This is a genomic window from Glycomyces sp. NPDC049804, from assembly GCF_040674615.1.
Taxonomy (GTDB): domain Bacteria; phylum Actinomycetota; class Actinomycetes; order Mycobacteriales; family Micromonosporaceae; genus Glycomyces; species Glycomyces niveus.
Genome location: NZ_JBFAMQ010000010.1, coordinates 159,651 through 181,824, shown reverse-complemented (window position 1 = coordinate 181,824; position 22,174 = coordinate 159,651). Strand labels below are relative to the sequence as shown.

Genomic DNA, 22,174 nt, shown 5'->3' with positions numbered 1-22,174 from the left:
TCCTGGGCCCCTGCGGCTTCCGGTCCGCCCGGATCTCGAAATCCATCGCAATCCCTTGTAGATCAAGGTGTTGCAACGACTCCTAGAACCCAAGGAATGCTCCGGGCCTTTCGCGTTGCGGCAGTAGCGGTTTTAGGGGGCCGAGAGGACCGTGAAGGGCGCGGTGCCGCCCACCGGATGGTCACCGTTGCTGATCTCGCTCGGACCGCTCGTGTAGACGCGGTAGAGGGTCTGGCTCGCCACGATGATCACCGGCTCGCCGCGGTCGGCGTTCGGCCGCGTCGGGTCCGCCGGGTTCGCCGCGATCTGCGTGATCGGCAGGAACGTCCCCGTCCCCTCCTGCGGCACGATCCGCGAGTTGTCGATCGCGACCCGGAACAGCTGCTCGTCGTCCCGCTCCCCCGCGACCCACAGGTAGTTCTCCGAGCTCCAGGCCACGTCGGTCACGTTCTCGATGTCCGGCCCGATCCGCCGCGGATCGCCCACGGTCAGGTTCGCGTCCGCGTCGAGGCCGAGCGGCGCCACGAACGCGTGGCCGCCCTCGACGTACGCCAGGCGCCGCCCGTCCGCCGCGAGCGCCATCGCCGTCGCCTGCTGGCCGACGCCGAGCGCCTGTGTGGCCCCCGACGACGGGATCACCAGGGTCGGCACCCCGTCGTCGATCACGAGCACGGTCTCGTCGTCGAGCCACTGCGGGTCCGAGAGGCTCCCGCCGAGCCCGACCACCTCGCGCATCGTCGCCGTCGTGGCACCGGTCTGCAGCACGTCGCCCGCCGAACCGGCCACGACCGCCGCGATCCGGCCCTGCGGCCCGACCGCGACCTGCTGGAGCCCGCCCGCCTTGTAGCCGACCCACGGGTGCTCGGACGAGCGCTGTGTGACCCCTCGCTCCGACGAGTACTCCCACACGGTGTTGTCCGCGATGAAGTACGCGGTCTCGGGCAGGTTCGGCGGGATGGCGTTCCAGTTCCGCCAATCGGACGCGTCGCCCTCGGCGCGCACCTCGCCGTCGGTCGTGAGCGTGAAATCGCCGCTGAGGTTGAGGCTCCACACGATCTGCGCGGCGATCGCCTCCGCGGTCTCGTCGGTGATGCTCTCGCTCGGCGAGAGGTCGACCCGGAAGCCGTCCTCGTCCGAGCGCTCGCCGACCGTGCCGTTCGGGATCGCGTTCCGCGCCGACACGCCCGCGAAGTCGCCCGGGCTCGCGAACAGCCAGGAGAACACCACGCGCTGGCGCGTCTCGGCGTCGAGCTCCTTGTAGACCCAGCGCAGGTCCGGGACGAGCAGCTCGGCCGGCCCGGCCTGGAAGTACACGGGCGCCTGCTCGTACATGGTCGTGAAGTGGCTGTAGTCGAGGGCGACCCGCACCGGCAGCGCGCTCATCTTCCACGGCTCGGCGATCTCCTTGCGCTGCAAGGTGAACGTCTCCTCGTAGTCGCCCGCGGTCGCGTCCATGCGGACCGAGCCGTCCTCGAGGTAGGTGCCGACGACCGAGCCGGTCACCGTCACTGTGACCGAGTTGAGGTCGCTCGAGTCGTTGACGGCCACGTCGAGGGAGGCCACCAGGCGGATGCCCTCCGAGGGCTCGGAGAACTGGGCGTCGCCGTCCACCGTGAAGCTGTTGAGCCGGTCGTCGCGGGAGTCGGGGTCGCCCGAGGCGGCCTTGAAGAAGTTCGCGACGGTCTCCTCGGCGACCTCGGTCGGCCCGTACACGGTCGGGTTCGCCCCCGAGGACGAGTCGAAGTCCGTGGGCGCGTCGCTCACGACCTCCGGCGCCTTGTCCGTGGGGATGCCGCACGCGGTCAGCGCCCAGGCGGCGCCGAGCGCGGCCGCGGCGGCGAGGCTAGTCCTGCGTCGCACGGGGGGCCTCCTTCGGCTGGAGTCGCAGCGGGATCGGCGAGTTGATGACCCGGTTCCCCGCCTGCAGCGGGAGCGTGAGCACGAACAGCGTGCCCTCGCCTTGCGCGCCGACGGCCTGGAGGGTGCCGGAGTGCAGCTTCGCGTCCTCCAGGCTGATGGCCAGGCCCAGGCCCGTGCCGCCGGTCTTGCGGTTGCGGGAGGGGTCGGCGCGCCAGAACCGGTCGAAGACGCGGTCGGCGTGCCCGGGCTTGAGGCCCACCCCGTGGTCTCGCACTGCGACGGCCACGGCCGTGTCGCTCTCGGCGACCGTGACCTCGACGGGGCGGCCCTCGGCGTGCTCGATCGCGTTCGAGACGAGGTTGCGCAGGATGCGGTGCACCCGGCGCTGGTCGACCTCGGCGATGACCCGGCGGGAAGGCTTGGCGATGGTGACCGCCACGCCGCAGTCGCCGGCCAGCCGGTCCAGGCCCGCCACAACGTCCTCGGCGATGCGGCCCACGTCCACGGCCTCCACCTCGAGCGAGGCGAACCCGGAGTCGAAACGGGAGATCTCGAGCAGCTCCTGGAGCAGGTCCTCGAAGCGGTCGATCTCGTGCTGGAGGAGCTCGGTGGAGCGCTTGGTGAGCGGGTCGAACTCGTCGCGGTTGTCGTAGAGCAGGTCGGCGGCCATGCGGATGGTCGCCAGCGGGGTGCGCAGCTCATGCGAGACGTCGGAGGTGAAGCGCCGCTGCATCATCGACATCTCCTCGAGCCTGCGAATCTGGTTCTGCAGGTTCTCGGCCATGAGGTTGAAGGAGCCGGCGAGGCGGGCCAGGTCGTCCGAGCCGCGCACCTCCATGCGCTCGTGCAGGAGCCCGGCGGCGAGCCGCTGCGAGGTGCGGGCGGCCTCGCGGACCGGGGTGACGACGAGGCGGGTGACGAGCGCGGCGATCACGCCGAGGAGCAGGACCAGCGCGACCCCGGCGAGCGCCAGGTTCGTGCGCAGCAGACCGATGGCCTCCTGCTGGGACTCGAGCGGGTAGAACGCGTAGATCTCGTACCCGATGTTCAGGTCGATGTACGAGCCGACGACAAGATACGGCTGCGCGCCGGAGTCGTCGATGTCGAACTCGGCGTACTGGGTCGCGACCTTGCCTTCGGCGACCGTGGCCTGCAGTTCAGGGCTCGGCTCGGCGCCGCCCGCGATCGGGTGGGTCTTGGCGACCTCGCCGTCGGCGGTGCGCAGCATGATGTACGGCGCGTAGACCGGGTCTTCGGCGAGCTCGTTGACGATCCGCTGCATGGTCGCCGGGAGCGCCGTGTCGGAGGCGGTGGAGAAGTTGCCAAGCTGCTCGGCGGCGCGCTCGGCGGCGTTCCCGGTCTCCTCGACGGCCGTGTCCTGGCGTTCGTCGAGCAGGCCCGAGGTGACCGAGCCGGCCACGACGAAGCTGAAGATGAGGACGAGGACGGTGGAGGCGATCAGGGTGGAGGAGACCACGCGCAGCTGGAGCGAGGCGCGGAAGCGGTCGACCAGCGGACGCGAGACGCGGCCCGCGAAGCGGGCGGCGCCTTGGGCGAGGCGCCGCAGCCAAGCCGGCCTCTCGCGAGTCCGGCCCTGATCCCGTTTCACTAGCCCAATCCGGCTTTGTACCCGACGCCGCGCACGGTCTGGATGAGCTGGGGGCGCTCGGGGTCGGGCTCGATCTTGGCGCGGAGGCGCTGGACGTGGACGTTCACCAGGCGCGTGTCGGCCGAGTGCCGGTAGCCCCACACCTGCTCCAGGAGGACCTGGCGGGTGAAGACCTGGCGCGGCTTGCGCGCGAGGGCCACGAGCAGGTCGAACTCGAGCGGCGTGAGCTTCACTTCGGCGCCGTTGAGGGTCACCTGGTGGGCGGGCACGTCGATCTGGACCTGGAGGCCGGGCTTGCCGATCTCGAGGCGCTCGGGCGTGACGTCGTCGCCGCGGCGCAGGCGGGCGCGGATGCGGGCCACCAGCTCCTTGGGCTTGAACGGCTTGACGATGTAGTCGTCGGCGCCCGATTCGAGGCCGAGCACGATGTCCACGGTGTCCGATTTGGCGGTGAGCATCACGATCGGCACGCCCGACTCGCCGCGGATGGCCTTGGCGACGTCGATGCCGCTCATGCCCGGGAGCATGAGGTCGAGCAGGACGATGTCGGGGCGGTGCTCCTTGAACGCGGCGAGCGCCTTCTCGCCGTCGGTGACGAACGTGGGGGTGAAGCCTTCGGTCCGGAGGATGATGCCGAGCATCTCCGCCAGGGCCGGGTCGTCGTCAACGACGAGTACACGTGCTCTCATGGACACCAGTTTTCCACCTCGCTAAAGGCTGAAGCACCACGGGTCTCTTACCCGTGGTGCTCCAACTGTAACGACTAACCGACGGACTTGGCGGCCCGTGCGGGGTCAGTGCCTGCGGCGATGGCCTCGAACGGCTCGCGGCCGGCCTGGATTTCACCGAGTTGGACCATTTCGCGCTTCGTGAAGAAGCCGACGATCCAGTCCGCGAGGACGCGGCCCTTGCGGCCGGTGCCCGGCACGCGCGACAGGTGGTAGCCGCGGTGCATGAGCCAGGCGAGCAGGCCCTTGGCCTTGAATCCGTAGGTGTTGGCCACGCCCTTGTACAGGCCGAGGCCGGCGACCGAGCCGATGTACTTGTGCTCGTACGGCTTGAGTTCGCGGCCCACATGCGTGCGGTACACGTTCTCGGCCAGGATGGCGGCCTGGCGGACGGCGTGCTGCGCGGACGGGGTGCACCAGTCCATCGGGAAGTCCGAGGTGTCGGGCACCTGGGTGGAGTCGCCGGCGCCCCACGCGCCCTCGACGACCTCGCCGATGGTGTGCTTGCCGGCCTCGACGCCGGTGGCGACCTGGAGGCGGGTGTTGCACTCGAGGTGGCCGCGCGGGCCGATCGGCAGGTCCGACTTCTTCAGCATCGGGTGCGGCATGACGCCCGCGGTCCAGATGATGGTGTCGGTGTCGAACTCCTCGCCGTCGGTGAGGACGACGTGGCCGTCGATGCAGGACTTGAGGGTCGTGCCCAGGCGGATGTCGACGCCGCGCTTGGTGAGCTCGCGGGCCGCGTAGGCGCCCATCTCGGGGCCGACCTCGGGGAGGATCTTGTTCGCGTACTCGACGAGGTACCACTTGATCTCGTCCGCGTCGAGCATCGGGTAGTTCTTCACGATGTTCGCGGTGAGGTCCTCGAGCTCGCCGAGGGTCTCGGCGCCGGCGAAGCCGCCGCCGACGGTGACGAACGTGAGGGCCTTGCGGCGCACGTCCGGGTCCTCGGTGGTCGCGGCGATGTCGAAGCGCTGGAGCACGTGGTTGCGCAGCCAGATGGCCTCGCCCATCGACTTGATGCCGATGGCGACGTCGGCCAGGCCCGGGATGGGCAGCGGCCGGGTGACGGAGCCGGGGGCGACGATGACCTCGTCGTACTCGACCTCGCGGGAGGGACCGACGAACGGCTGCACGATGAGCTTGCGCTCGGCGTGGTTGATCTCGGTGACCGCACCGGTGAGGATGGTGCAGAGCTTGAGGGCCTGTCGGAGCGGCACGACGCCGTGACGCGGGGAGATGGAGCCAGCGGCCGCCTCGGGCAGGAACGGCTGGTAGGTCATGTGCTGGTTGGGGTCGATGACCATCAGTTCAACTTGACCGCGCTTGATGTCGCTCTTCAGCAGCTTGCTCAAGCGTTCGGCAACGTAGAAACCGACGTGACCGGCACCTATCACGACTATACGTTTCACGGGTTCAATTCTGTCCTTGCTCAGGGGTTCTTGTGTAGTGAACGCGCGAGGACGTAGATCACTGTTACCGCGGACACGATCCCGGCCGCGATGACGAGACCGGCGGCGAGACCAGTGAAATACGCGGTGAACAGGGCCAGGGTACCGGCGATGACCACTGTGCACGCCAGGACGAGCCCCAGGTGGCGGCCCCAGGTGAGCATGATCTCACCGTCCATTGCGGTAGTTGTTCGGAAGCGCTGGGTGACGGCGGCCGTGGCGTGGGCCGTGTACAGCAGGCAGGCCAGGGCGGTTGCCGTCCACAAGGAGGAGTCGCCGTCGTCCAGGGCGCCGCTGATGACCCACGAGGCGAGCACGAACAGGATGGCGAGCGTCGGCGCGATCCCGCCCGGGAGCAGGGCCGCGGTGAGGGCGAAGAGCGCGGCGGCACCGACGTAGAACCCGGCCGCGGCCCACTCCGGCGGGACCGCGAGCTCGGCGGCGATGAACAGCGCCAGCACGATCACGAGCCGCAGCAGGACCCCGGCGGGCGCGACCCTCCTGGCCCACGAGACGCTGCCGGCCTTGCCCGCTTTGAGGCGTTCGCGGGCGCCTTCACTGAGGGCCCGGGCGAGGCTGCGGTGCGAGTCGCTCATCGGTACCGTCTCCGGTTCAGTTCGGCGAGCACGTTGTCGAGCGACGCCGAGCCCTGCCAGGGCTCGACCGCGACGCCGAGGTCGCGCAGCTCCATCACCGTGTTCGCGCGGGTGAGGCGCCACAGGCGCTCCGCGTACGGGGTCCAGTGGGTCCGGTCGGGCGGCGAGACGTGCGGCGGGAGCGTGTCGACGCAGAGCACGGGCCGCCCGGCGCGGGCGATCGCGGCGACGAGCGCGAGCGAGCGGTCGGTGAGCAGCGGCGTGAACACCACGTTCAACGAGCGCTGCCCGGCGAGCTGGCGGCGCAGCATCTCGGGCGAGGGCGGCAGCGGGTCCGGCGGCATGTCGACGGACGCGAGCCAGCGCAGCGTCGCCGCGGCGTGCCGCCGCCCGGCCCCGGCCCGCATCCGGCGCCCGCGGGCGCCGAACTCGATGCAGGCCGTGCGGTCGCCTTGCAGCGCATAGTGAGAGGCCACGGCCCCGGCCGCGCGCACGGTGAGGTCGGCGATCGAGGCCGCGCCGTCCAGGCCGCCGGAGACGCCCGCCTCGACCTGGAGGTCGAGGATCAGTGTGACGTCCGTGTCGCGTTCGGACAAGGTGGCGTTGACGTACAGGTCCTGGCTGCGCATGGAGGTGCGCCAGTCGATGCGGCGCAGCCGGTCGCCGGGCTGGTAGAGCCGGACCTCGGCGAGCTCGCCGGAGTCGCCGCCGCGCCGGGACCGGTGGACGCCGGTGACGCCGTCGGCGAACGGCAGGGACTCGGCGGAGTCGAACCAGTCGGGGACGGGCAGGACCCACACGGTCGCGCCGTGCAGGCGCTGCACGGTGGTCTCGAGGAGGCCGCCGCACGCGATCGAGCGGACGTGGATCGGGCCGAGGTGGTGGCCGCCCCACCGGAGGGCCCGCCCGGCCACGACCATGTCGCGGCCGGTCTCGGGCGCGAGGCGTTCGGCGAAGTCGCCCTTGCCGGTGTGCAGCTCGATCCACGGGTCGGCGCCCGCGGTGACGAGCGTGGTGATCGGGACGGGTTCGGGGTTGAAGACCATGAGGCTCGCGGCCGCGGTGGCGCCTTCGGCGGTGGTGGCGTCGTCGTGCGCCACGAGCCGGGCCTCGGGCGGGCGCGTCGGCCGGTGCTGGAGCAGCACCGCGGTGCCGATCGCGAAGGGCGCGGCGATGATCACCAGGTCGATCCGGCCGAACGCGACCGAGACGAGCAGGCACACCGCGACGAGCGCGACGGCCCGCGTCAGGGCCGGGGTGCGGCGCCAGGTCACGGGCGGCTCGGCGTGCGCCCGGGCCACCGGTCTCGCGCTGTCGGGGCGCGGACTCAGCGCGGGATCGCCTGCGAGACTCATTGCGGCACAGAGTAAGTGGGGGCCTGGGCGGTCTGCGGCGCCTGGACGCCGTGGCAGATGTCGGCGACCACCGCGGCCGGGTCGATGCGGCGCATCCACAGCTCGGGCTTGAGGGTGATGCGGTGCGCGAGGGCCGCTCCCGCGACGCCCTTCACGTCGTCCGGCGTCACGAAGTCGCGCCCGGCGAGCACCGCCAGCGCGCGCGAGGCGAGCAGCAGCGCGAGCGACCCGCGCGGCGAGGCGCCGACCTGGAGCTGGGCGTGGCCGCGGGTCGCGGCGGTGATGGCGACCATGTAGCGGCCGACGGAGTCCTCGACGGTGACGTTCTCGAGTGCCTTCTGCATCCCGACGAGCGTGCGGGCGTCGATGACGGGCGCGAGGTCGACGGTCTCGGCGCGGCGGGAGATGCGGCGCTGCAGCACCTCCCACTCCTCGTCGGGCGTCGGGTAGCCGAAGGAGACGCGGAGCAGGAACCGGTCGAGCTGCGCTTCGGGCAGCTGGTAGGTGCCCTCGAACTCGACGGGGTTGGAGGTGGCGAGCACGGTGAACGGCTCGGGCAGCAGGTGAGTCTCGCCTTCGACGGAGACCTGGCGCTCCTGCATGGCCTCGAGGAGCGCGGACTGGGTCTTCGGGGGCGTCCGGTTGATCTCGTCGGCGAGCAGGAGGTTGGTGTGGACGGGGCCCTTGCGGTAGACGAACTCGCCGCTCTTCTGGTTGTAGAGGAGCGAGCCGGTGACGTCGGCGGGCAGCAGGTCCGGCGTGAACTGGAGGCGCCGGAAGTCGAGCCCGAGGCTCTGCGCGAAGCAGCGCGCGGTGAGCGTCTTGCCGAGGCCCGGAAGGTCTTCGAGGAGGATGTGGCCGCCCGCGAGGATGCCGGCGAGGACCAGTTTCAGCGGCTCGTCCTTGCCGACGATGACCGACTGGACGGACTTCAGGACCGCGCCCGCGTGGTGGGCGACCTGGTCGAGGCTGATGCTCGGGGTGTCTGACATTAGATCTCCTCGATCGCTTGCAGGTGTTCGCCGAGCTGCCTCGGGGTCGGGCAGTCGGGTGCGGGCTGGGTGAGGAACAGGAACGTCGGTTCGCCGAGCAGCTCCCTGCATTGGTCCGGCTGCTGCTCGAGCGAGAGGCCGCGGCGCAGCCGGAGCCGTTCGGAGGCGACCTCGACGAGCTGCTGCTTCGCGTTCGTGCTCTCGAACCGGCCGGGTTTCGCCTCGGCGAAGATGAGCCGGTCCTCCCAGCGGTTGACCTCGGTGAACGGCCGCCAGCTGGGTTCGTTGACCGTGCTCGTGACGAGCGGCGGGGCCTTCACGGTGTCGGCCCGCATGCCGTTGACCACGGAGTTCGCGACGAGCCCGGCGAGCGCCAGCAGCACCAGCTGCCAGATCGCGAACTCGACGCCGGAGATGAGCGCGGCAGCCCAGAACAGGACGGCGAGCGCGACGGCCCCGACCGCCGGCCACAGCCGCAGCCGCCCGAACGGGGCGAAGAACTCCTTCATCGTCCCTCCCGGACGCCGAGCTGGGCCTGCAGCGCGATGAGCGCGTCGCGGGCGCGGTCGCGGTCGGCCTCGACGACTTGGTGCGGCGAGTACCGGGCGCGCAGGTAGGCCTCGGATAGCTGCCGCAGCGCGGTGCCGTCCAGCTCATGCCGCACCAGCAGCTTCCTGACCAGGTCCGCCGGGGTGTCGGACGATTCGCGCTCGATCCCCACGGCCTCGGACGCCCGCTCGAAATGCAGCCAGCACGCCATGATCGCCGCCCGCGGATCGGAGCCCAGGTCCATCTCGGCGAGCGCGGCGTTCACGGCCTCCTCGACGAGCGTGAAGTCCCTGTGCAGGTACTCGGGTTCCGGATCGGCGATCCCGCTGCTGGGCGGCGCGTCACGCAGCCACTCCACGAGCCTGCGGGCAAGGAACAGCAGCACGAAGAACGCGGGCACGCCCACGAGCAGCCCGAGGACCACCCACGACACCCACCCTGGCAGGGTGTACTCCTCGCGGGGCTCCTCCATCGGCATGTCGGACGGCAGCTCCATGGTCTGCTGCGCCTCCGGCGGCGGCGACTCCTGCCCGTCCCCCGTGCCTTCCGGCAGCTGGGCCTCCTGCCACTGCAGCCCGGCCCCCTGCGCGGCCAACCCGACCACCAGCAGCGCCGTGACCACGACGAGCACCGGCAGCCAGCGCCGCGCCGCGTCTCTCCGCGACCGCGTATCGGTCTGCGCCATACGGAACCTCAAGGGGTGCTCGTCTTCCGGGGTTACGCGCCCCACCCTATGCCAACCGTGCTGCAACCGCCTACCACCCCGTTTCCCGCCCCGCGAATGTTCGCAACCCCCGAATTAGTTGAACCGGACATCCGCAGTCGGCGCCCGCCTGCGAAGGCCGTCAGTCCTTGCGTTGGCGACGAGATTGCAGGTATTCGCCGACCGCTTCGCGAGAACTCAGCCATTGGCCGGATTCGTTCTTGGCCGCGCGCAAGCGGCCGCGGATGGCAGCGGCCCGCAACGCCGGCTCCCCGATCTCCTTGCCCGCAAGTCCCGCCAGCGGCACGAGTTGGTCGGTACCGGCCAGCGCGGGCAGCGCGAAACGCTCGATGCTATCGAGGGCCTGACGGGTCAGCAGCTCGGCCAGACTCGACAGATTGCCTCTGTCCGCGTCCTGCAGGCAGTCCAGGTAGCGCTCGCGGCGGCGCTTCTCGATGACGATCGGCGCGAACCCGCGCCGCAGCAGCAGGAGGTTGAGCAACAGGCGACCGGTGCGCCCGTTGCCGTCGAGAAACGGGTGGATCTGCTCGAACCGTTGATGGAGATGGGCGAGACGCTCCATCTCATGCGAACCAGGAAGCGACTCGAAGTCGCATGCCTCGTCGACCCAAGTCCGCATCAGCGAATCGACTTCGGTCCACGACGGTGGTTTCATGCCGCCGGGGAAGGCCGCGATCTGGTGCCTGCGGAATGCGCCCGGGTCTTCATCGGCGCCGGCGTGTGGGTGCGGTGCCGCCTCCCACACCAGTCGCATCGACTGGTGGTGAAGGTGGCGAACCTCCTGGAGCGTGATCAGCGGTGCATCGCCCCGAGCGGCGATGCCTTCGGCGTACACCCATTTGGCGGCATCGGCGTAGCCCTGGACCTCGAGGTATTCGGCGACCGGCTTGGGCCGAGCGGTGCGACCGCGGTCGAGTAGCTGCTCCACATCAGACAAGGCGAGCGTGTTGCCTTCGATCGCCGTGCTGTGGTGGGTGTCGCGGTGCCAGAGATCGGACCAGATGTCGGCCGCCTGGTCGGGCTTTGGCAGCCCGCCGTAATCCTTGTGGAGTTGCGCGATGGCCACATCGAGGCGGGCGTAGAGGGATTGACGGGATGGTCTTCCGCGCGGCGACATGGCCCTCCACGAATGTTCGGAAACAGCGAATTAATTGTACCGAACATTCGTTACATATTTGACGAGGTCACGACCGTGTCGAGGGGGCGCGGTCAACGTTCGAAGCGGATGACGAAGCGGCGCTGCCAGGGGGTTTCCACGGCTTTCGGGGAGTAGTTCGCGCGCACGTAGGCGACGGCCTCGGCCGCGGGGACGCCGTCGAGGACCGCCAGGCACGCGAGCGCGGTGCCGGTGCGGCCGTTGCCGCCGTGGCAGGCGAACTCGACGCGTTCGGTCTCGGCCCGGGTCCAAGCGGTGCGGAGTTTCGCGGCGAAGTCGGCTCTGTCGCTGGGGAGCCGGAAGTCGGGCCAGCGGACCCACTCGGACTCCCAGTCGACGGCCGGCGGCTCCTTGCCGAGGAGGTAGAGCGCGAAGGTCGGTGTCGGCCCGTCAGGAAGCGGCCGCGCGAGGCCGCGCCCTCGAACGAGGCGGCCGGAGGGCAGGCGGAGGACGCCGGGGGCGTCTGGTTCCCAGGTGTCGTTCATCCTCTGGAATCTAGTGCGTGGCAACGACTCGCGCTTCGGTCGGATCGCGGACCCGGCTACTTGGCGGGCTGCAGTGCGTCCTCGTCGGGGATTTCCCGCAGTGTGCGCAGCGGGGTTCGCAGGAGCGGCAGGAAGCCGATGAAGAGCATCGCGGCGGCGATGAGGAGGGCCGTGCGGGCGCTGAACAGGTCGCCGGTGAAGCCGCCGACGATCGAGCCGACCGCGAGCCCGGCCCAGCAGATGACGCGCTGGGTGGCACCGACACGCCCCTGCATGTCGTCGGGGGTGACCGCTTGGCGGTAGCTGATGACGTTCACGTTGAAGACGACGATCGCCGCGACGTAGACGACTTGCCCGACGAAGGCGACCGCAGCGCCCCAGCCAGGACCGGAGGCGGCGACGATCGCCATGCCGGGACCCGAGATCGCCAGCGCTGCAATCGCAGTCGGGCCTACGCCCGCCTTCGTCGAAATCCGGCCGACCAGCATCGCACCGAGCACCCCGCCGACACCCGAACCCGCGAGCACGAACCCGGCGACCTCGCTGGACTGGTCGGCTTCGCGGATGAGGAACACCATGAGCATTGCCTGGAACGCGCCGACGGAGAGGTTGCACCAGCAGCTCACGAGCAGAATGCTCCGCAGGACTGCGTCGCGGAAGATGAACTTGACCCCTTGGACGATCTCACTGCCCAGGTGCGGCTTCTCGGGCCGCTCCGGCTCTTCTTCCTGGAACTTGATGCGCGCGACCGAGAACGCGGAGACGGCGAACGACACCACCGCCACGACGATCGCGACCGGCGCGGTCAGGAGCGAGACCAGCGGACCGGCGGCGAGGGGTCCGCCGGTGTCGGAAGCCGACCTGATGCCCTGGATGCGGGAGTTGCCGCTCGCGAGGCGTTTGTTGTCGATGAGCCTCGGCACGTAGCTCGACTGGGCCACGTCGAAGAAGACGGAGGTCAGGCCGAGCAGGAACATCGCCGCGAAGACGTGCACGGTCGTCAGGGCGTCGAACGCCCACGCGATCGGCACGCTCGCCATCACCACCGCGCGCAGGATCTCGCTGGTGACGATGATCGGCTTGTCCCGCAACCGGTCCACCCAGACGCCGACCAGTAGGCCGAACATCACCAGCGCGATCTGGTCCATCGCGTACAGGATGCCGATCTGCGACTCGCTGAGGTCCAGGACGACGACCGCGATGATCGAGATCGAGAAGTACGCGACCTGCAGGCCGATCTGGCTCGCGCCGACTGAGGTGAAGATCCGCCGGTAGTCGGGGTTGCGGAACATGGAGAGAGGTTTGGACTCGGGCTGGGTCTCGGTCATCGGGGGACCTTTTCGAGAGGTGGTTTGTCGGTCAGGCGCCGAATGCGACGAACGGATGCCACGGCCGGTGCTCCCCCACGGCCGCAAGTGCTTCGGCGGGGGTCGCACCTGAGACGCACTTGCGGTGGTACTCGAGCATCATGTCGGCAGCCATCGCATCGGGGACCTTCGCAAGGCTGGAGACAACGGTGGAGGTTCCGGCGTGGAGCAGGGCCGCCGTGAACCCCAGTGTTTCATTTCCGACTTCCACGGTGGACAGTCCGAGGTCGCAAGCGGACAGGACTACATGGGAGGGAGGCTGGTCCAAGCCAAGGAGTTCGTATGCGTTCAATGGGCCGAGTCCGAAATCCAGGCGGGAGAACAAGACGTTGTCCGGCTCGTGGTGTCCGTGAGCAGCGAGATGCGCGATGGCGGCCCCGTCAAGCGCCCTGAGCACGCTCTCAGGGTCGGATTTCTCAGCAGGTATCAGTCGTGCGCCGCTGTAGAGCTTCGCGATCTCCTCGATCTCCCCCGTGGCACGTGCGAGGCCGGGGCCGGAAGCGATCAACGCCGGACCGGAGCCTTCAGGCCGGTGCACAGCACGCCACCAGGCCTCGGCTGACGGGGAGACGGTCAGCGGCCTCCCTCGGAGCGGCGGCAGGATCGGCCACGGAACCCACGCGAGCTTGCTATGCGGGACCACGACCACCTGCCGGTCCCCGACATAGTCGGCAATCGGATTCCAGATGCCTTCGGCCAGCGCGTCCGCGTTGCGCCGCATCGATCCCTCGACGCTCTGCCGAAGACGCTGAGGGTGGTGGAAGGTCCGCCGCAATGCGTCGAGGTCGGCACCGATCCTTTGTGCGAGCTCGGACGCATCCTTCAGCGGCATCATCTGGATATGTCGCATTCCATCGCCGCCGACGAGAACCACTGACAGTTGGTTCGCGACTTCAAAGAGGTTGACGACGACGGTCTCCCGGGATTCCGCCAGTTCGTGGATGTCTTCTGGCGGGATGCGATCCTCCTGCCGACCCGAGCCAGGACGAGTCCGGTCGAACGCTCGGATCTCTTCCTCGAGTTCTTGGACGCGCTCCCGTTCCCCGGCCGCACTGCCGCCCTCGACTTGGACCTCCCAGAGCTGCTGCCGAGCTTGACGGAGCCTTCCCAGGGCTTCTTGGGCCGCCGGGTCGACGCTCGACTTCACGGGCGGTATTCGCATCGCCTGCGCACGGCTCCGCTCCATCCACCACAGGATTTCCGAGGGACCGCTCCTGCGAGCGACATGCCCGAGGCCCTTGAACGCCAGCTGGATGCCGAGGGCCGAGACCCCTGCCTGAAACTCCACGGATCCGAATGCCATCCGGTACTCGTCGAGCTGCTCCAACCCGGCCCGGATTGTGGGCAGCGGGTCGTTCTCCTGCGCGACCGCGAGCTCCGCCCTGGCCAGGTACAGGGCAAGATCCTCTGCGAGCGCTTCATACCCGACCCCGCCGCGGTCGAATCCGAGTGCTTTCGCAGCTCTTTCGAGCTCGCCCGTTCTGATCCATGCCCTGGCCGCGAGAACCTTGGCTTGGTTCAGGCGCAGTGTCCAGTCTCGCTGGCCGAGCGCGTCGACCAGGCGAGAGACCTTGTCAGCAAAGTCCGGCCCCACATCTCCCGAGTCGAAGCGGCACTGCAGGACCAGGAGTTGCGCAAGGAACGCCATCGGCTCATTTCCCTGTTCGTACAGCGAGTCCACGGCTTGCTTGGCCCACTCCTGCGCCAATTCGAGACGATTGTGCTCGTACGCCGCAATGGCGCACCAGTACTCGAAGATCGCAGCACTCCTGTGATCGCCGGCCAACCGCTGGGCCGCGATGGCTTCGGCCCAGCGCACGGTCGACTGGCTGAACAGTCCGACGTAGGAGAGCGCCTCGGCGTAGGACGCCTGTATGAACGTTTCGAGTTCGGGCGCATATTGCCGGTACAGCTCGCGCACCTCGTCGAAGGCGGTAAGCGCCTTGGTGACCTCCCCGAGGTCGAGCCAGATCAACGCCTCGACATGGATCGCTTTGGCCCGGTTGACAGGGATGTCGACCTTGGTGTTGTAGAGATTGATCGACCGTTGGATACTCTCGAGGGCTTTCTGCAGCTCTCCCAGATCACGCCAGAGGTTCGCCCGGTTATGGAACAGCGCCGCGTACATGTAGTCGGGTCCGTTCTCTGCGAGCTGCGGCTCGGCCTCCTCGAACCAGTGCACCGCCTCAGGGAGGCGCCCGCGCTGCCAGAGACCGAGCGCCCGCTGATGCAGCAGCACGCCACGGTCTGCGGGATCCACGAATTCGGATGCCTGATCCAAGAGGCGCAGCGCTTCAGTGGCTTCACCCTGGCTTGCGAGGTCGGTGGAAAGGACCATGAGCGCTTTCGCGATCAATCTTGCTCGAGCGGTGCCCGGTTCAGGAGGGGCATGCGGGTGCCATTCGAGCATGCTGAGCGCCTCTTCAAGCACCGCCGCCGATTCGGCGATTCGGCCTCGGCGGTTAAGACGCTGTCCGCGGGTGAACAGGCGCCAGGCGCGATGGAGCATTCTTCACATGTTACAGACGCACCGCCGGAGTCACTACCACCGCGGGTAGCCCTTCTCGTTGTAGCGCTTCATCAGGGCGGATTACCAATTGGAACATCTCACCGTTCGGCAGGCCCTCGAGTACAAATCTGCCGGTTTCATCAGTCGAGGCCCGTCGGGTGCCTTGAGGACTGCGATGCTCCACGACATAGGTCCCCTCCGGTCCGATCCAACCGTCGAGACGCATTTCGAGCACGGCGGACGGCCGGGGCGTGACCATCACCGTGACGGTTTCGCAGTCGAACGTGATCGAAGCCGGATCGCCTTGATTCACAGCGAGCTCTGCGTCCCCACGTACCGGCGTCAACTCCTTCGGCCGGTAGACGGAGGCGACTCTGGCATCGAGTGCGGCCTCGAGCTCGAGAACGAATTCGACCCGCTCGTTGAGGTCACTCGGCATGGGATCGTCCCGCTGATGGAGCTCATTGATGACAGCGAGAATCCGTTCGTCGCAGGAGTCCAACGGTTCGAATTCGCCTTGAACCCGATTTTCAGATTCCATCTGCTTTTCGCTCCTCACCTGAGCCCCAGGACGGGTCGTCCAGCAGGGTTTTCCTCAGTTTGTCCAAGCACCGGCCCCTGGTGGGTCCGATGCTCCCCCTTTTCATTCCGAGCTCTTCCGAAATGACGTCATAGTCCGGTCGGGAGAAGGTCGCAACGTAGGCGAGCAACTCCCGGCACCTTTCGCTTTGGGCAAGGAAGGCACGGCGCACGGCCTCTCGCTCGGCGTCACGGACGAGATCGTCCTCGATGCCGTCGATGACCGGCTCCTTGATGTCGAGCGGGTCGAAGACAAGCTCCCGCTTCAGTTTTCCGGCGAGCTTCCAAGCCTCGCGGCTGACCGTGGTACGCAGCCACTTGGTCAGCGCGCGAGGCTGGTTCAGTCCATCCTTGGTGCGCCATAGCCGAAGCCACGCCGTCTGCACCACATCAGCGGCGCTCTCCGGATCAAGCCCGGCGCGACGGGCCACTCGCCAGAGCGGCTCGTTGAGTTCCTCGATCAGGGTCCGCTGAGCGAGTCGGTCGCCAGCGCGCGCGGCGGTGTAGAGCCGTGCGTACCGGTCGTAGTCGACCGTCGTCACCGAATGAGCCGGAATCGCGTTCATGTCTTCAGGCTAGCGACTCTTCAGTCGCGCCAGCGCCGCGTGCGCGCGTTCGGATGCCTTCGCCGAGTCGTGGATCTCCTCGACTCCGAACTCGGCGATAGCGTTCAAAAGGTACGCGGCCGCAACAGGAGCTGCGAATGAGGTGCCGCTCCAAACTGCGTAGCCGGACGAGAAGTCATCGAAGTCGTAGCTTTCGCGGAACCGGTTCCGCATGGTGGACTTCGACCGTCGCTCGGGTTCACGCGAGCCCTCCGCCTCGCACGGGTACGTGCTCACCAAGCCGGCGCCTGTGGCGTAACAAGAGACCCACGGTCCCTCATTGGAGAACATGGCGATCTCCAGGTTGGGGTTCAGTGCCCCGACGCTCAGGATCGGCGCGGAGTTCTCGGGTCGTTCGTGCGCGGCGAACGCGGCGGGGTAGAACGGCCGGTCCGAAGACTGGTTTCCGGCTGCTGCGACCACCGGTACCCCCAACTTCGTCAGGCGGTCCACCGCTCCGCCCATCCAGCCTCCCGGCAGGTCGTCAGCGGCTTCGTCGACATAGCCAGTCGCGAGGACGACGACGTCGACGGCGAGTGCCCCAGTGTCGCCGCCGCGAGAGGCCTCGATCTGGTCGGCGACGTGGTGCAGCGCACCGATGATCTCGTGTTCGTAGGAGAGACCGTCGTTGTGGACGACTCGGAGCGAGTAGATCTGAACGTCCGGGGACATCTGGCGCAGCAGCCCGGTGATGAATGTGCCGTGGCCGAAGTGCTGGGCCACCTCGCCGATGAGGGTCGGCTCGTGCACCGGGCCGTCCCAGGGGTCGTCCAGCGGCGGAGCAGGAGAGTCGTTGTGTCGGCCGAGCCTGGCTTGGAAGGCGTGGTCGACCACGACGAAGGTGTCCCGTCCCTCGCTGCGGTCGGAGATGTCGAAAGCGGGGTGAGCTGAAGGGACCCCGGTGTCCAGCATTGCCACCCGAAGCCGCCGGTCGAGCTTCTTGCGCTCCGGCATGGGGGCGACCATGTCGACCGGGATGCGGCCGAGCGATGCGCCGCGCCCGCCGCCGAACGGCGGCTCGCCAGTGCCGACGCTCGGTCCGGTTCCTTTGGAACAGACCATGATGTGCTCCAGGCGGACCTTCTCTAGGAGCGCCTGCGGCAGGCTGCTGTCGCTCTGGTCGGTGCGGAGGCGATGGATCAGCGACCAGGCGTCTACGCCCGCTTGATCGCCGTGGGCACTCACCACAGGGACCCGATAGGAGCCCTGTCCTTCGATGATGGAACTTGCGGCCTGGCTCTCCAACGACATCCCCGACGGCCGGATCGCGGACTCGAGTCGCTCGCGCACCTCAGGATCCGTGATGACCGATTCGTCGACCAGAAGACGGTCGTATCGGTAGATGGTGCCGATCGGCGACGAATGGCCGGCGGTGCGGAAAACCTGGCCCGGGGCGAGGACGCGGCCGCCGTGGCGGTCCAGGGTCGCGTAGGAGAGTTCGGGCACGCCGCTCATGTGGTCGCGGCGGGGGTTGGGCTTCAGATGGGGTTCGTGATCGGTGAACACCAATCGCATGGGAGCTCCTCTGCTGGTCTCGGGGGTCTATGCGGTTGTTCGGTGAGGAGGGGGATCCTTCGCGATCCATTCTCCCCGCCCATCGCCACGCGCAGGGTACGGCGAAGCTTGCGAGCCGTTAATGTGCTCAGTCGCGTGGCGCCGATAGGTCGGGAGGCATTCAGGCCCGGAATGCCGCGAACGCCACGGGCTGGCGGGTATCACGACATTCACCAGGGAAGAGACCGTCGAGTCCGTTCGGATACCAACGCTTCGCGGAAAGTTCAAGTTGGCACACCGATTGGCACGACCGGGGGACGACGAGCGGCCGCGCCGGCGGTATCCCGTCGGCGCGGCCGTGATGCGGTCTGTTGGAGCCCCTTGGGGGGCTTACTTGTTCGCGGGTGCGTCTTCCTCGTCGTCTTCGATGATCTCGACGATCGGCTCGTCGTCCCAGGTCTCGATGTCGAACTCGCCGTCGCGGACGCCTTCGACGAAGGCCTCCCATTCGGACGGCGTGTAGATGAGGATGTCGCCTTCGGGGTCTTCGGCCATGCGGAGGGCGACCAGGCCGTTGTCGGCGTAGCCGATCTCGAGCGCGGCGGGCGTGCCGTCCTCGTGGGTGGTGCGTTCCCAACGGGCCGTTGCAGTGTCGAACTCGCCCTTGAGCGGGTGCTCACGCTTCGTCATCGCCCAAGCATAAAAGGGCCCGGACCTCCCGGTCCGGGCCCCCTCGACGCCGGGAGCCGGCTGCCCACGCAAACGCTTGCGGAGCCGTAGATCAGCCCTGGTGCGGGTAGCGGTAGTCCGTGGGCGGCAGGAAGTTCTCCTTGATCGAGCGGGGGCTGACCCAGCGGACCAGGTTCTGCCAGGAGCCGGCCTTGTCATTGGTGCCGGAGCCGCGGGAGCCGCCGAAGGGCTGCTGGCCGACGACGGCGCCGGTGGGCTTGTCGTTGATGTAGTAGTTGCCGGCGGCGAAGCGGAGCGCTTCGCTCGCGCGGGCGATGGCGGCCCGGTCGGTGGCGAAGACCGCGCCAGTCAGGGCGTACGGCGCGATGTCGGCGGCCTGGCGCACGACCGTGTCGAAGTCGGCGTCGTCGTAGACGTAGACGCCGTTGATCGGCCCGAAGTACTCGTCGGTGAAGAGCTCGTGGGTCGGGTCGGTGGACTCGACGAGCGTGGGCTGCACGAAGTAGCCCTGCGAGTCGTCGGCCGAGCCGCCGGTGACGACGGTGGCCTTCGAGTCTCCTTCGAGGCGTTCGAAGAGCGCGGCGTGCTTGGCGAAGGCGCGGTCGTCGATGACCGCGCCGCCGAAGTTGGCGAAGTCGGTGACGTCGCCGTAGGTGATGTCCTCGGTCATGCCGACGACGGCGTCCTTGAGGCCGCCGCGCCACAGCGAGGCGGGCACGTAGGTGCGCGAGAGCGCGGAGCACTTCTGGCCCTGGTACTCGTACGCGCCGCGGACCATGGCGACGGCGAGGGTCTGGAGGTCCGCGCTCGGGTGGGCGACGATGAAGTCCTTGCCGCCGGTCTCGCCGACGAGGCGCGGGTAGGTGCGGTACCCGGCGATGTTCTGGCCCACCGTCTGCCACAGGTGCTGGAAGGTCTTGGTGGAACCGGTGAAGTGGATGCCGCCGAGGTCGGGGTCGAGGAGCGCGGTCTCGCTGTTCGTGCCGACGCCGGTGACCATGTTGATGACGCCGTGCGGGAGGCCGGCCTCGAGGAGGACCTTCATGACGAAGTGGGCGGCGAACTGCTGGGTCGGCGAGGGCTTCCAGACGACCGTGTTGCCCATGAGGGCCGGGGCCGTGGGGAGGTTGCCGGCGATCGCGGTGAAGTTGAAGGGCGTGATGGCGAGGACGAACCCGTCGAGCGGCCGGTGGTCGGTGCGGTTCCACAGGCCCTTGGAGGAGTTCGGCTGCTGCCGGTAGATGCCTTCGGCGAAGCTGACGTTGAAGCGCAGGAAGTCGATGAGCTCGCACGCGGCGTCGATCTCGGCCTGCGCGGCGGTCTTGGACTGGCCGAGCATGGTCGCGCCGTTGAGGACGTCGCGGTAGGGTCCGGCGATGAGTTCGGCGGCGCGCAGGAAGATCGCGGCGCGGTCGGCGAAGTCGGTGCGGATCCAGTCGTGGCGGGCGGCCTTGGCGGCGGCGACCGCGTCGGCCCATTCGGCGGCGGTGGCCTCGCGGGCGGTGCCGAGGACGTGGGCGCGGTTGTGGGGCTGCACGACTTTGATCTCGGCGCCGGTGCCGCGCCGCCACTCGCCGGAGATGTTGAGATCGAGGTCGAGCTGAGTCCCCGCGAGTTCGGCGAGGGTCTTCTGGAGGCTTTCGCGCTCAGGGGTGCCCGGTGCGTAGGTATTGACCGGTTCGTTCTCCGGAGTGGGAACCGTAAACAAGGCGTCCATCGCGCCCTCCCGTTGAATCGATGGCTGTTTCGATGATAAGTCTTTGATCAAGAGGCTACAAGGTGCGATGCCTTGCCGCCATCCTCGCACAGATCGAGGGCTGCGACCTGGTGCGATGCCAAGAAAGAAGCCCCTGGTGTGATGCAGCCGCCCGAACCGCGATACGTACTCTGGGCTGGTGACTGAAACGCAGGAAGCACAGGCGCAGGAGCACGGGACCGAGCGGCACGCGGAGGCCCCGCCCGCGGCACAGCCGGGGCGCGTCGCGCTCTGGGTGCTCGGCGTGACGGCGGTGCTCTCGCTCGCCGGGGTCGTCTTCTCGCTCTACCAGCTCACCGGCATGGCCGACGGGCTCGACGACACCGGCGTCATGCTCCTGGCCAACAGCCTCTTCAGCCCCATCATCGTGGCCGCGTTCGCGGGCGCCGTCGCCGGCGTCGTGACCCCGCGCCTGCTCAGAGGCCCGCAGCGGGCGCTCACCGCGCTCGGGTTCACCGTGGTCGGCCTCGCCGCCGGCGCCGTCGCCTACGCGAGCTTCGCCGTGGACGCCTCGATCGCGCTGGTCCTCGCGCTCGTCCTGTTCGGGTCCGCGGTCATCGGCGGGTTGTTCGCGCTGCCGAAGCGCGGCACCACGGTCGTCGCCGGGCTCAGCGCCACCCTGCTGCTCCTGGTCTTCATGTTCGCGCGCGGCCTGTTCGAGGCGGCCACCTCGGTGAGCCTCTTCTCCGACCCTCTCGACCAGTACGGCGCGCTCGGCCGCGCCATCCCGTTCATCGCCGGGCTCGCCTGCGGCGTGTGCGCGTTCCTCTACCTGCGCAAGAAGAAAGCGGGCGTGAAGCTCCTCGGCCACCTCGTCGCCGGGGCGACCCCGGGCGCGATCTGGCTGGTGTCCACCATGATCGCCCAGATCGGCGTCGAAGTGCTCCTCAATGTGGGCCTCGACGAAGTCTCGCCGCTCGACACCGCGTTCCTCGCGCTCAGCTTCCAGTGGCAGTACAACGGCTCGATGACCGCGATGTTCGCGGGCGCGCTCTGCGCCGTGCTCGCCTTCGGGCTGCTGCTGCCCAAGGCCCCTAAGGCCAAGGCCGCCAAGAGGTCCTGACGCAATAGCAGTCGGCTGGGAAGATCTTGAACGCGCCGAATTTCAGTGTCAGGGGCCGAACGACACGGAAGTCTCGCTGATCGAGGGTGAAGATTCGATCGGTCTCGTAGGCGTCGGCAAGGACGACGCCGACGGCGGTCAGCTCTTGCCGACGTTGAGCGCCGCCAAGAGGTCGTGAAGCTCCGACGGGGCGTACCAGTCGAGCACGTTCGACTCGATGCGCTCCAGATCGGGCTCCCCTGAGAGGAGCTCGGCCGCGATCTCGACCGCCGCGGCGGCGTCGTCCATGTGGATCGCCGCCACTTTCTTCAGCTTCACGCTGCCGTCGAACTTGGCGGCCGTGCCCCCCGGCTCCTCCGACACCAGGTCGTCCGGGACGTCGGCAGAGATCACCACCCGCCGCGGCGCCTGGTCGACGAGCAGCGCGACCGAGGCCAGCGCCGCATCGGCGAACGCCGTGTACTCCAGGTCCTCCACGTCCGCGCCGGGCGCCTCGCGCTCCAGCCAGGACGTCACCGTGTGGACGTCGAGGACCGGCTTCACCTCGCCGTGAAGGGCGAGGTGAGCCAGCATCTCCGCGTTCGCGGGCACGTAGATACGGGTCAT

The 22,174-nt window shown here is 68.6% G+C and carries 20 protein-coding genes; 1 reads left to right on the top strand and 19 read right to left on the bottom strand.

Annotated elements, in window-relative coordinates; translation table 11 throughout:
* Positions 1–132: 132 nt before the first annotated feature.
* From AB0K52_RS17475 to pruA, 18 genes are all read right to left on the bottom strand, one after another.
* Positions 133–1,860 (bottom strand): LpqB family beta-propeller domain-containing protein, encoded by a 1,728-nt coding sequence (locus AB0K52_RS17475; RefSeq protein WP_363533002.1) that lies wholly within the window; start codon positions 1,858–1,860, stop codon positions 133–135.
* Entirely contained in the window at positions 1,844–3,469 is a 1,626-nt protein-coding gene (gene mtrB / locus AB0K52_RS17470) for an MtrAB system histidine kinase MtrB (protein WP_363532999.1), read from the bottom strand. The genes AB0K52_RS17475 and mtrB overlap by 17 nt, the downstream gene beginning before the upstream one ends.
* Positions 3,469–4,158: an MtrAB system response regulator MtrA gene (gene mtrA / locus AB0K52_RS17465; RefSeq protein WP_030155693.1), complete on the bottom strand. Its 690-nt coding sequence runs from the start codon at positions 4,156–4,158 to the stop codon at positions 3,469–3,471. The genes mtrB and mtrA overlap by 1 nt, the downstream gene beginning before the upstream one ends.
* A 74-nt stretch (positions 4,159–4,232) precedes the next feature.
* On the bottom strand, positions 4,233–5,618 hold the full coding sequence (locus AB0K52_RS17460; protein ID WP_363533014.1) for an FAD-dependent oxidoreductase: 1,386 nt from the start codon (positions 5,616–5,618) through the stop codon (positions 4,233–4,235).
* 11 nt (positions 5,619–5,629) lie between these two features.
* On the bottom strand, positions 5,630–6,244 hold the full coding sequence (locus AB0K52_RS17455; protein WP_363532996.1) for a hypothetical protein: 615 nt from the start codon (positions 6,242–6,244) through the stop codon (positions 5,630–5,632).
* On the bottom strand, positions 6,241–7,599 hold the full coding sequence (locus AB0K52_RS17450; protein WP_363532993.1) for a DUF58 domain-containing protein: 1,359 nt from the start codon (positions 7,597–7,599) through the stop codon (positions 6,241–6,243). Before AB0K52_RS17450 ends, AB0K52_RS17455 begins: the two co-directional genes overlap by 4 nt.
* Complete coding sequence (locus tag AB0K52_RS17445) at positions 7,596–8,591, bottom strand: MoxR family ATPase (protein ID WP_363532990.1); 996 nt, start codon at positions 8,589–8,591, stop codon at positions 7,596–7,598. Before AB0K52_RS17445 ends, AB0K52_RS17450 begins: the two co-directional genes overlap by 4 nt.
* Positions 8,591–9,100 carry a hypothetical protein gene (locus AB0K52_RS17440; RefSeq protein WP_363532987.1) on the bottom strand — a complete coding sequence of 170 codons (510 nt, stop codon included), beginning with the start codon at positions 9,098–9,100 and terminating at the stop codon, positions 8,591–8,593. The genes AB0K52_RS17445 and AB0K52_RS17440 overlap by 1 nt, the downstream gene beginning before the upstream one ends.
* Complete coding sequence (locus AB0K52_RS17435) at positions 9,097–9,825, bottom strand: DUF4129 domain-containing protein (protein WP_363532984.1); 729 nt, start codon at positions 9,823–9,825, stop codon at positions 9,097–9,099. Before AB0K52_RS17435 ends, AB0K52_RS17440 begins: the two co-directional genes overlap by 4 nt.
* Before the next feature lie 160 nt (positions 9,826–9,985).
* A complete protein-coding gene (locus tag AB0K52_RS17430; RefSeq protein WP_363532981.1) occupies positions 9,986–10,930 on the bottom strand; it encodes a Fic family protein in 945 nt (314 codons plus the stop codon).
* Between the two features lie 143 nt (positions 10,931–11,073).
* Positions 11,074–11,505: a protein phosphatase gene (locus AB0K52_RS17425; protein WP_363532978.1), complete on the bottom strand. Its 432-nt coding sequence runs from the start codon at positions 11,503–11,505 to the stop codon at positions 11,074–11,076.
* 56 nt (positions 11,506–11,561) lie between these two features.
* A complete protein-coding gene (locus tag AB0K52_RS17420) occupies positions 11,562–12,833 on the bottom strand; it encodes an MFS transporter (RefSeq protein WP_363532976.1) in 1,272 nt (423 codons plus the stop codon).
* Positions 12,834–12,864: 31 nt separating this feature from the next.
* Positions 12,865–15,381: a CHAT domain-containing protein gene (locus tag AB0K52_RS17415; protein WP_363532973.1), complete on the bottom strand. Its 2,517-nt coding sequence runs from the start codon at positions 15,379–15,381 to the stop codon at positions 12,865–12,867.
* Between the two features lie 10 nt (positions 15,382–15,391).
* Positions 15,392–15,922 carry a carboxypeptidase regulatory-like domain-containing protein gene (locus tag AB0K52_RS17410; protein WP_363532970.1) on the bottom strand — a complete coding sequence of 177 codons (531 nt, stop codon included), beginning with the start codon at positions 15,920–15,922 and terminating at the stop codon, positions 15,392–15,394.
* Positions 15,912–16,526, bottom strand: a complete 615-nt coding sequence (locus tag AB0K52_RS17405; protein ID WP_363532967.1) for a sigma-70 family RNA polymerase sigma factor — start codon at positions 16,524–16,526, stop codon at positions 15,912–15,914. Before AB0K52_RS17405 ends, AB0K52_RS17410 begins: the two co-directional genes overlap by 11 nt.
* Before the next feature lie 9 nt (positions 16,527–16,535).
* A complete protein-coding gene (locus AB0K52_RS17400) occupies positions 16,536–18,080 on the bottom strand; it encodes a S8/S53 family peptidase (RefSeq protein WP_363532964.1) in 1,545 nt (514 codons plus the stop codon).
* A 369-nt stretch (positions 18,081–18,449) separates the two neighbouring features.
* Complete coding sequence (locus tag AB0K52_RS17395; RefSeq protein WP_208497036.1) at positions 18,450–18,749, bottom strand: DUF397 domain-containing protein; 300 nt, start codon at positions 18,747–18,749, stop codon at positions 18,450–18,452.
* Positions 18,750–18,840: 91 nt separating this feature from the next.
* Complete coding sequence (gene pruA, locus AB0K52_RS17390; protein WP_363532960.1) at positions 18,841–20,466, bottom strand: L-glutamate gamma-semialdehyde dehydrogenase; 1,626 nt, start codon at positions 20,464–20,466, stop codon at positions 18,841–18,843.
* Between the two features lie 178 nt (positions 20,467–20,644).
* Between pruA and AB0K52_RS17385 the strand changes: the two genes are divergently transcribed.
* Positions 20,645–21,568, top strand: a complete 924-nt coding sequence (locus tag AB0K52_RS17385) for a hypothetical protein (protein WP_363532957.1) — start codon at positions 20,645–20,647, stop codon at positions 21,566–21,568.
* A 138-nt stretch (positions 21,569–21,706) separates the two neighbouring features.
* On the opposite strand, the gene AB0K52_RS17380 is transcribed toward AB0K52_RS17385, so the two are convergent.
* A complete protein-coding gene (locus AB0K52_RS17380; RefSeq protein WP_363532954.1) occupies positions 21,707–22,174 on the bottom strand; it encodes a hypothetical protein in 468 nt (155 codons plus the stop codon).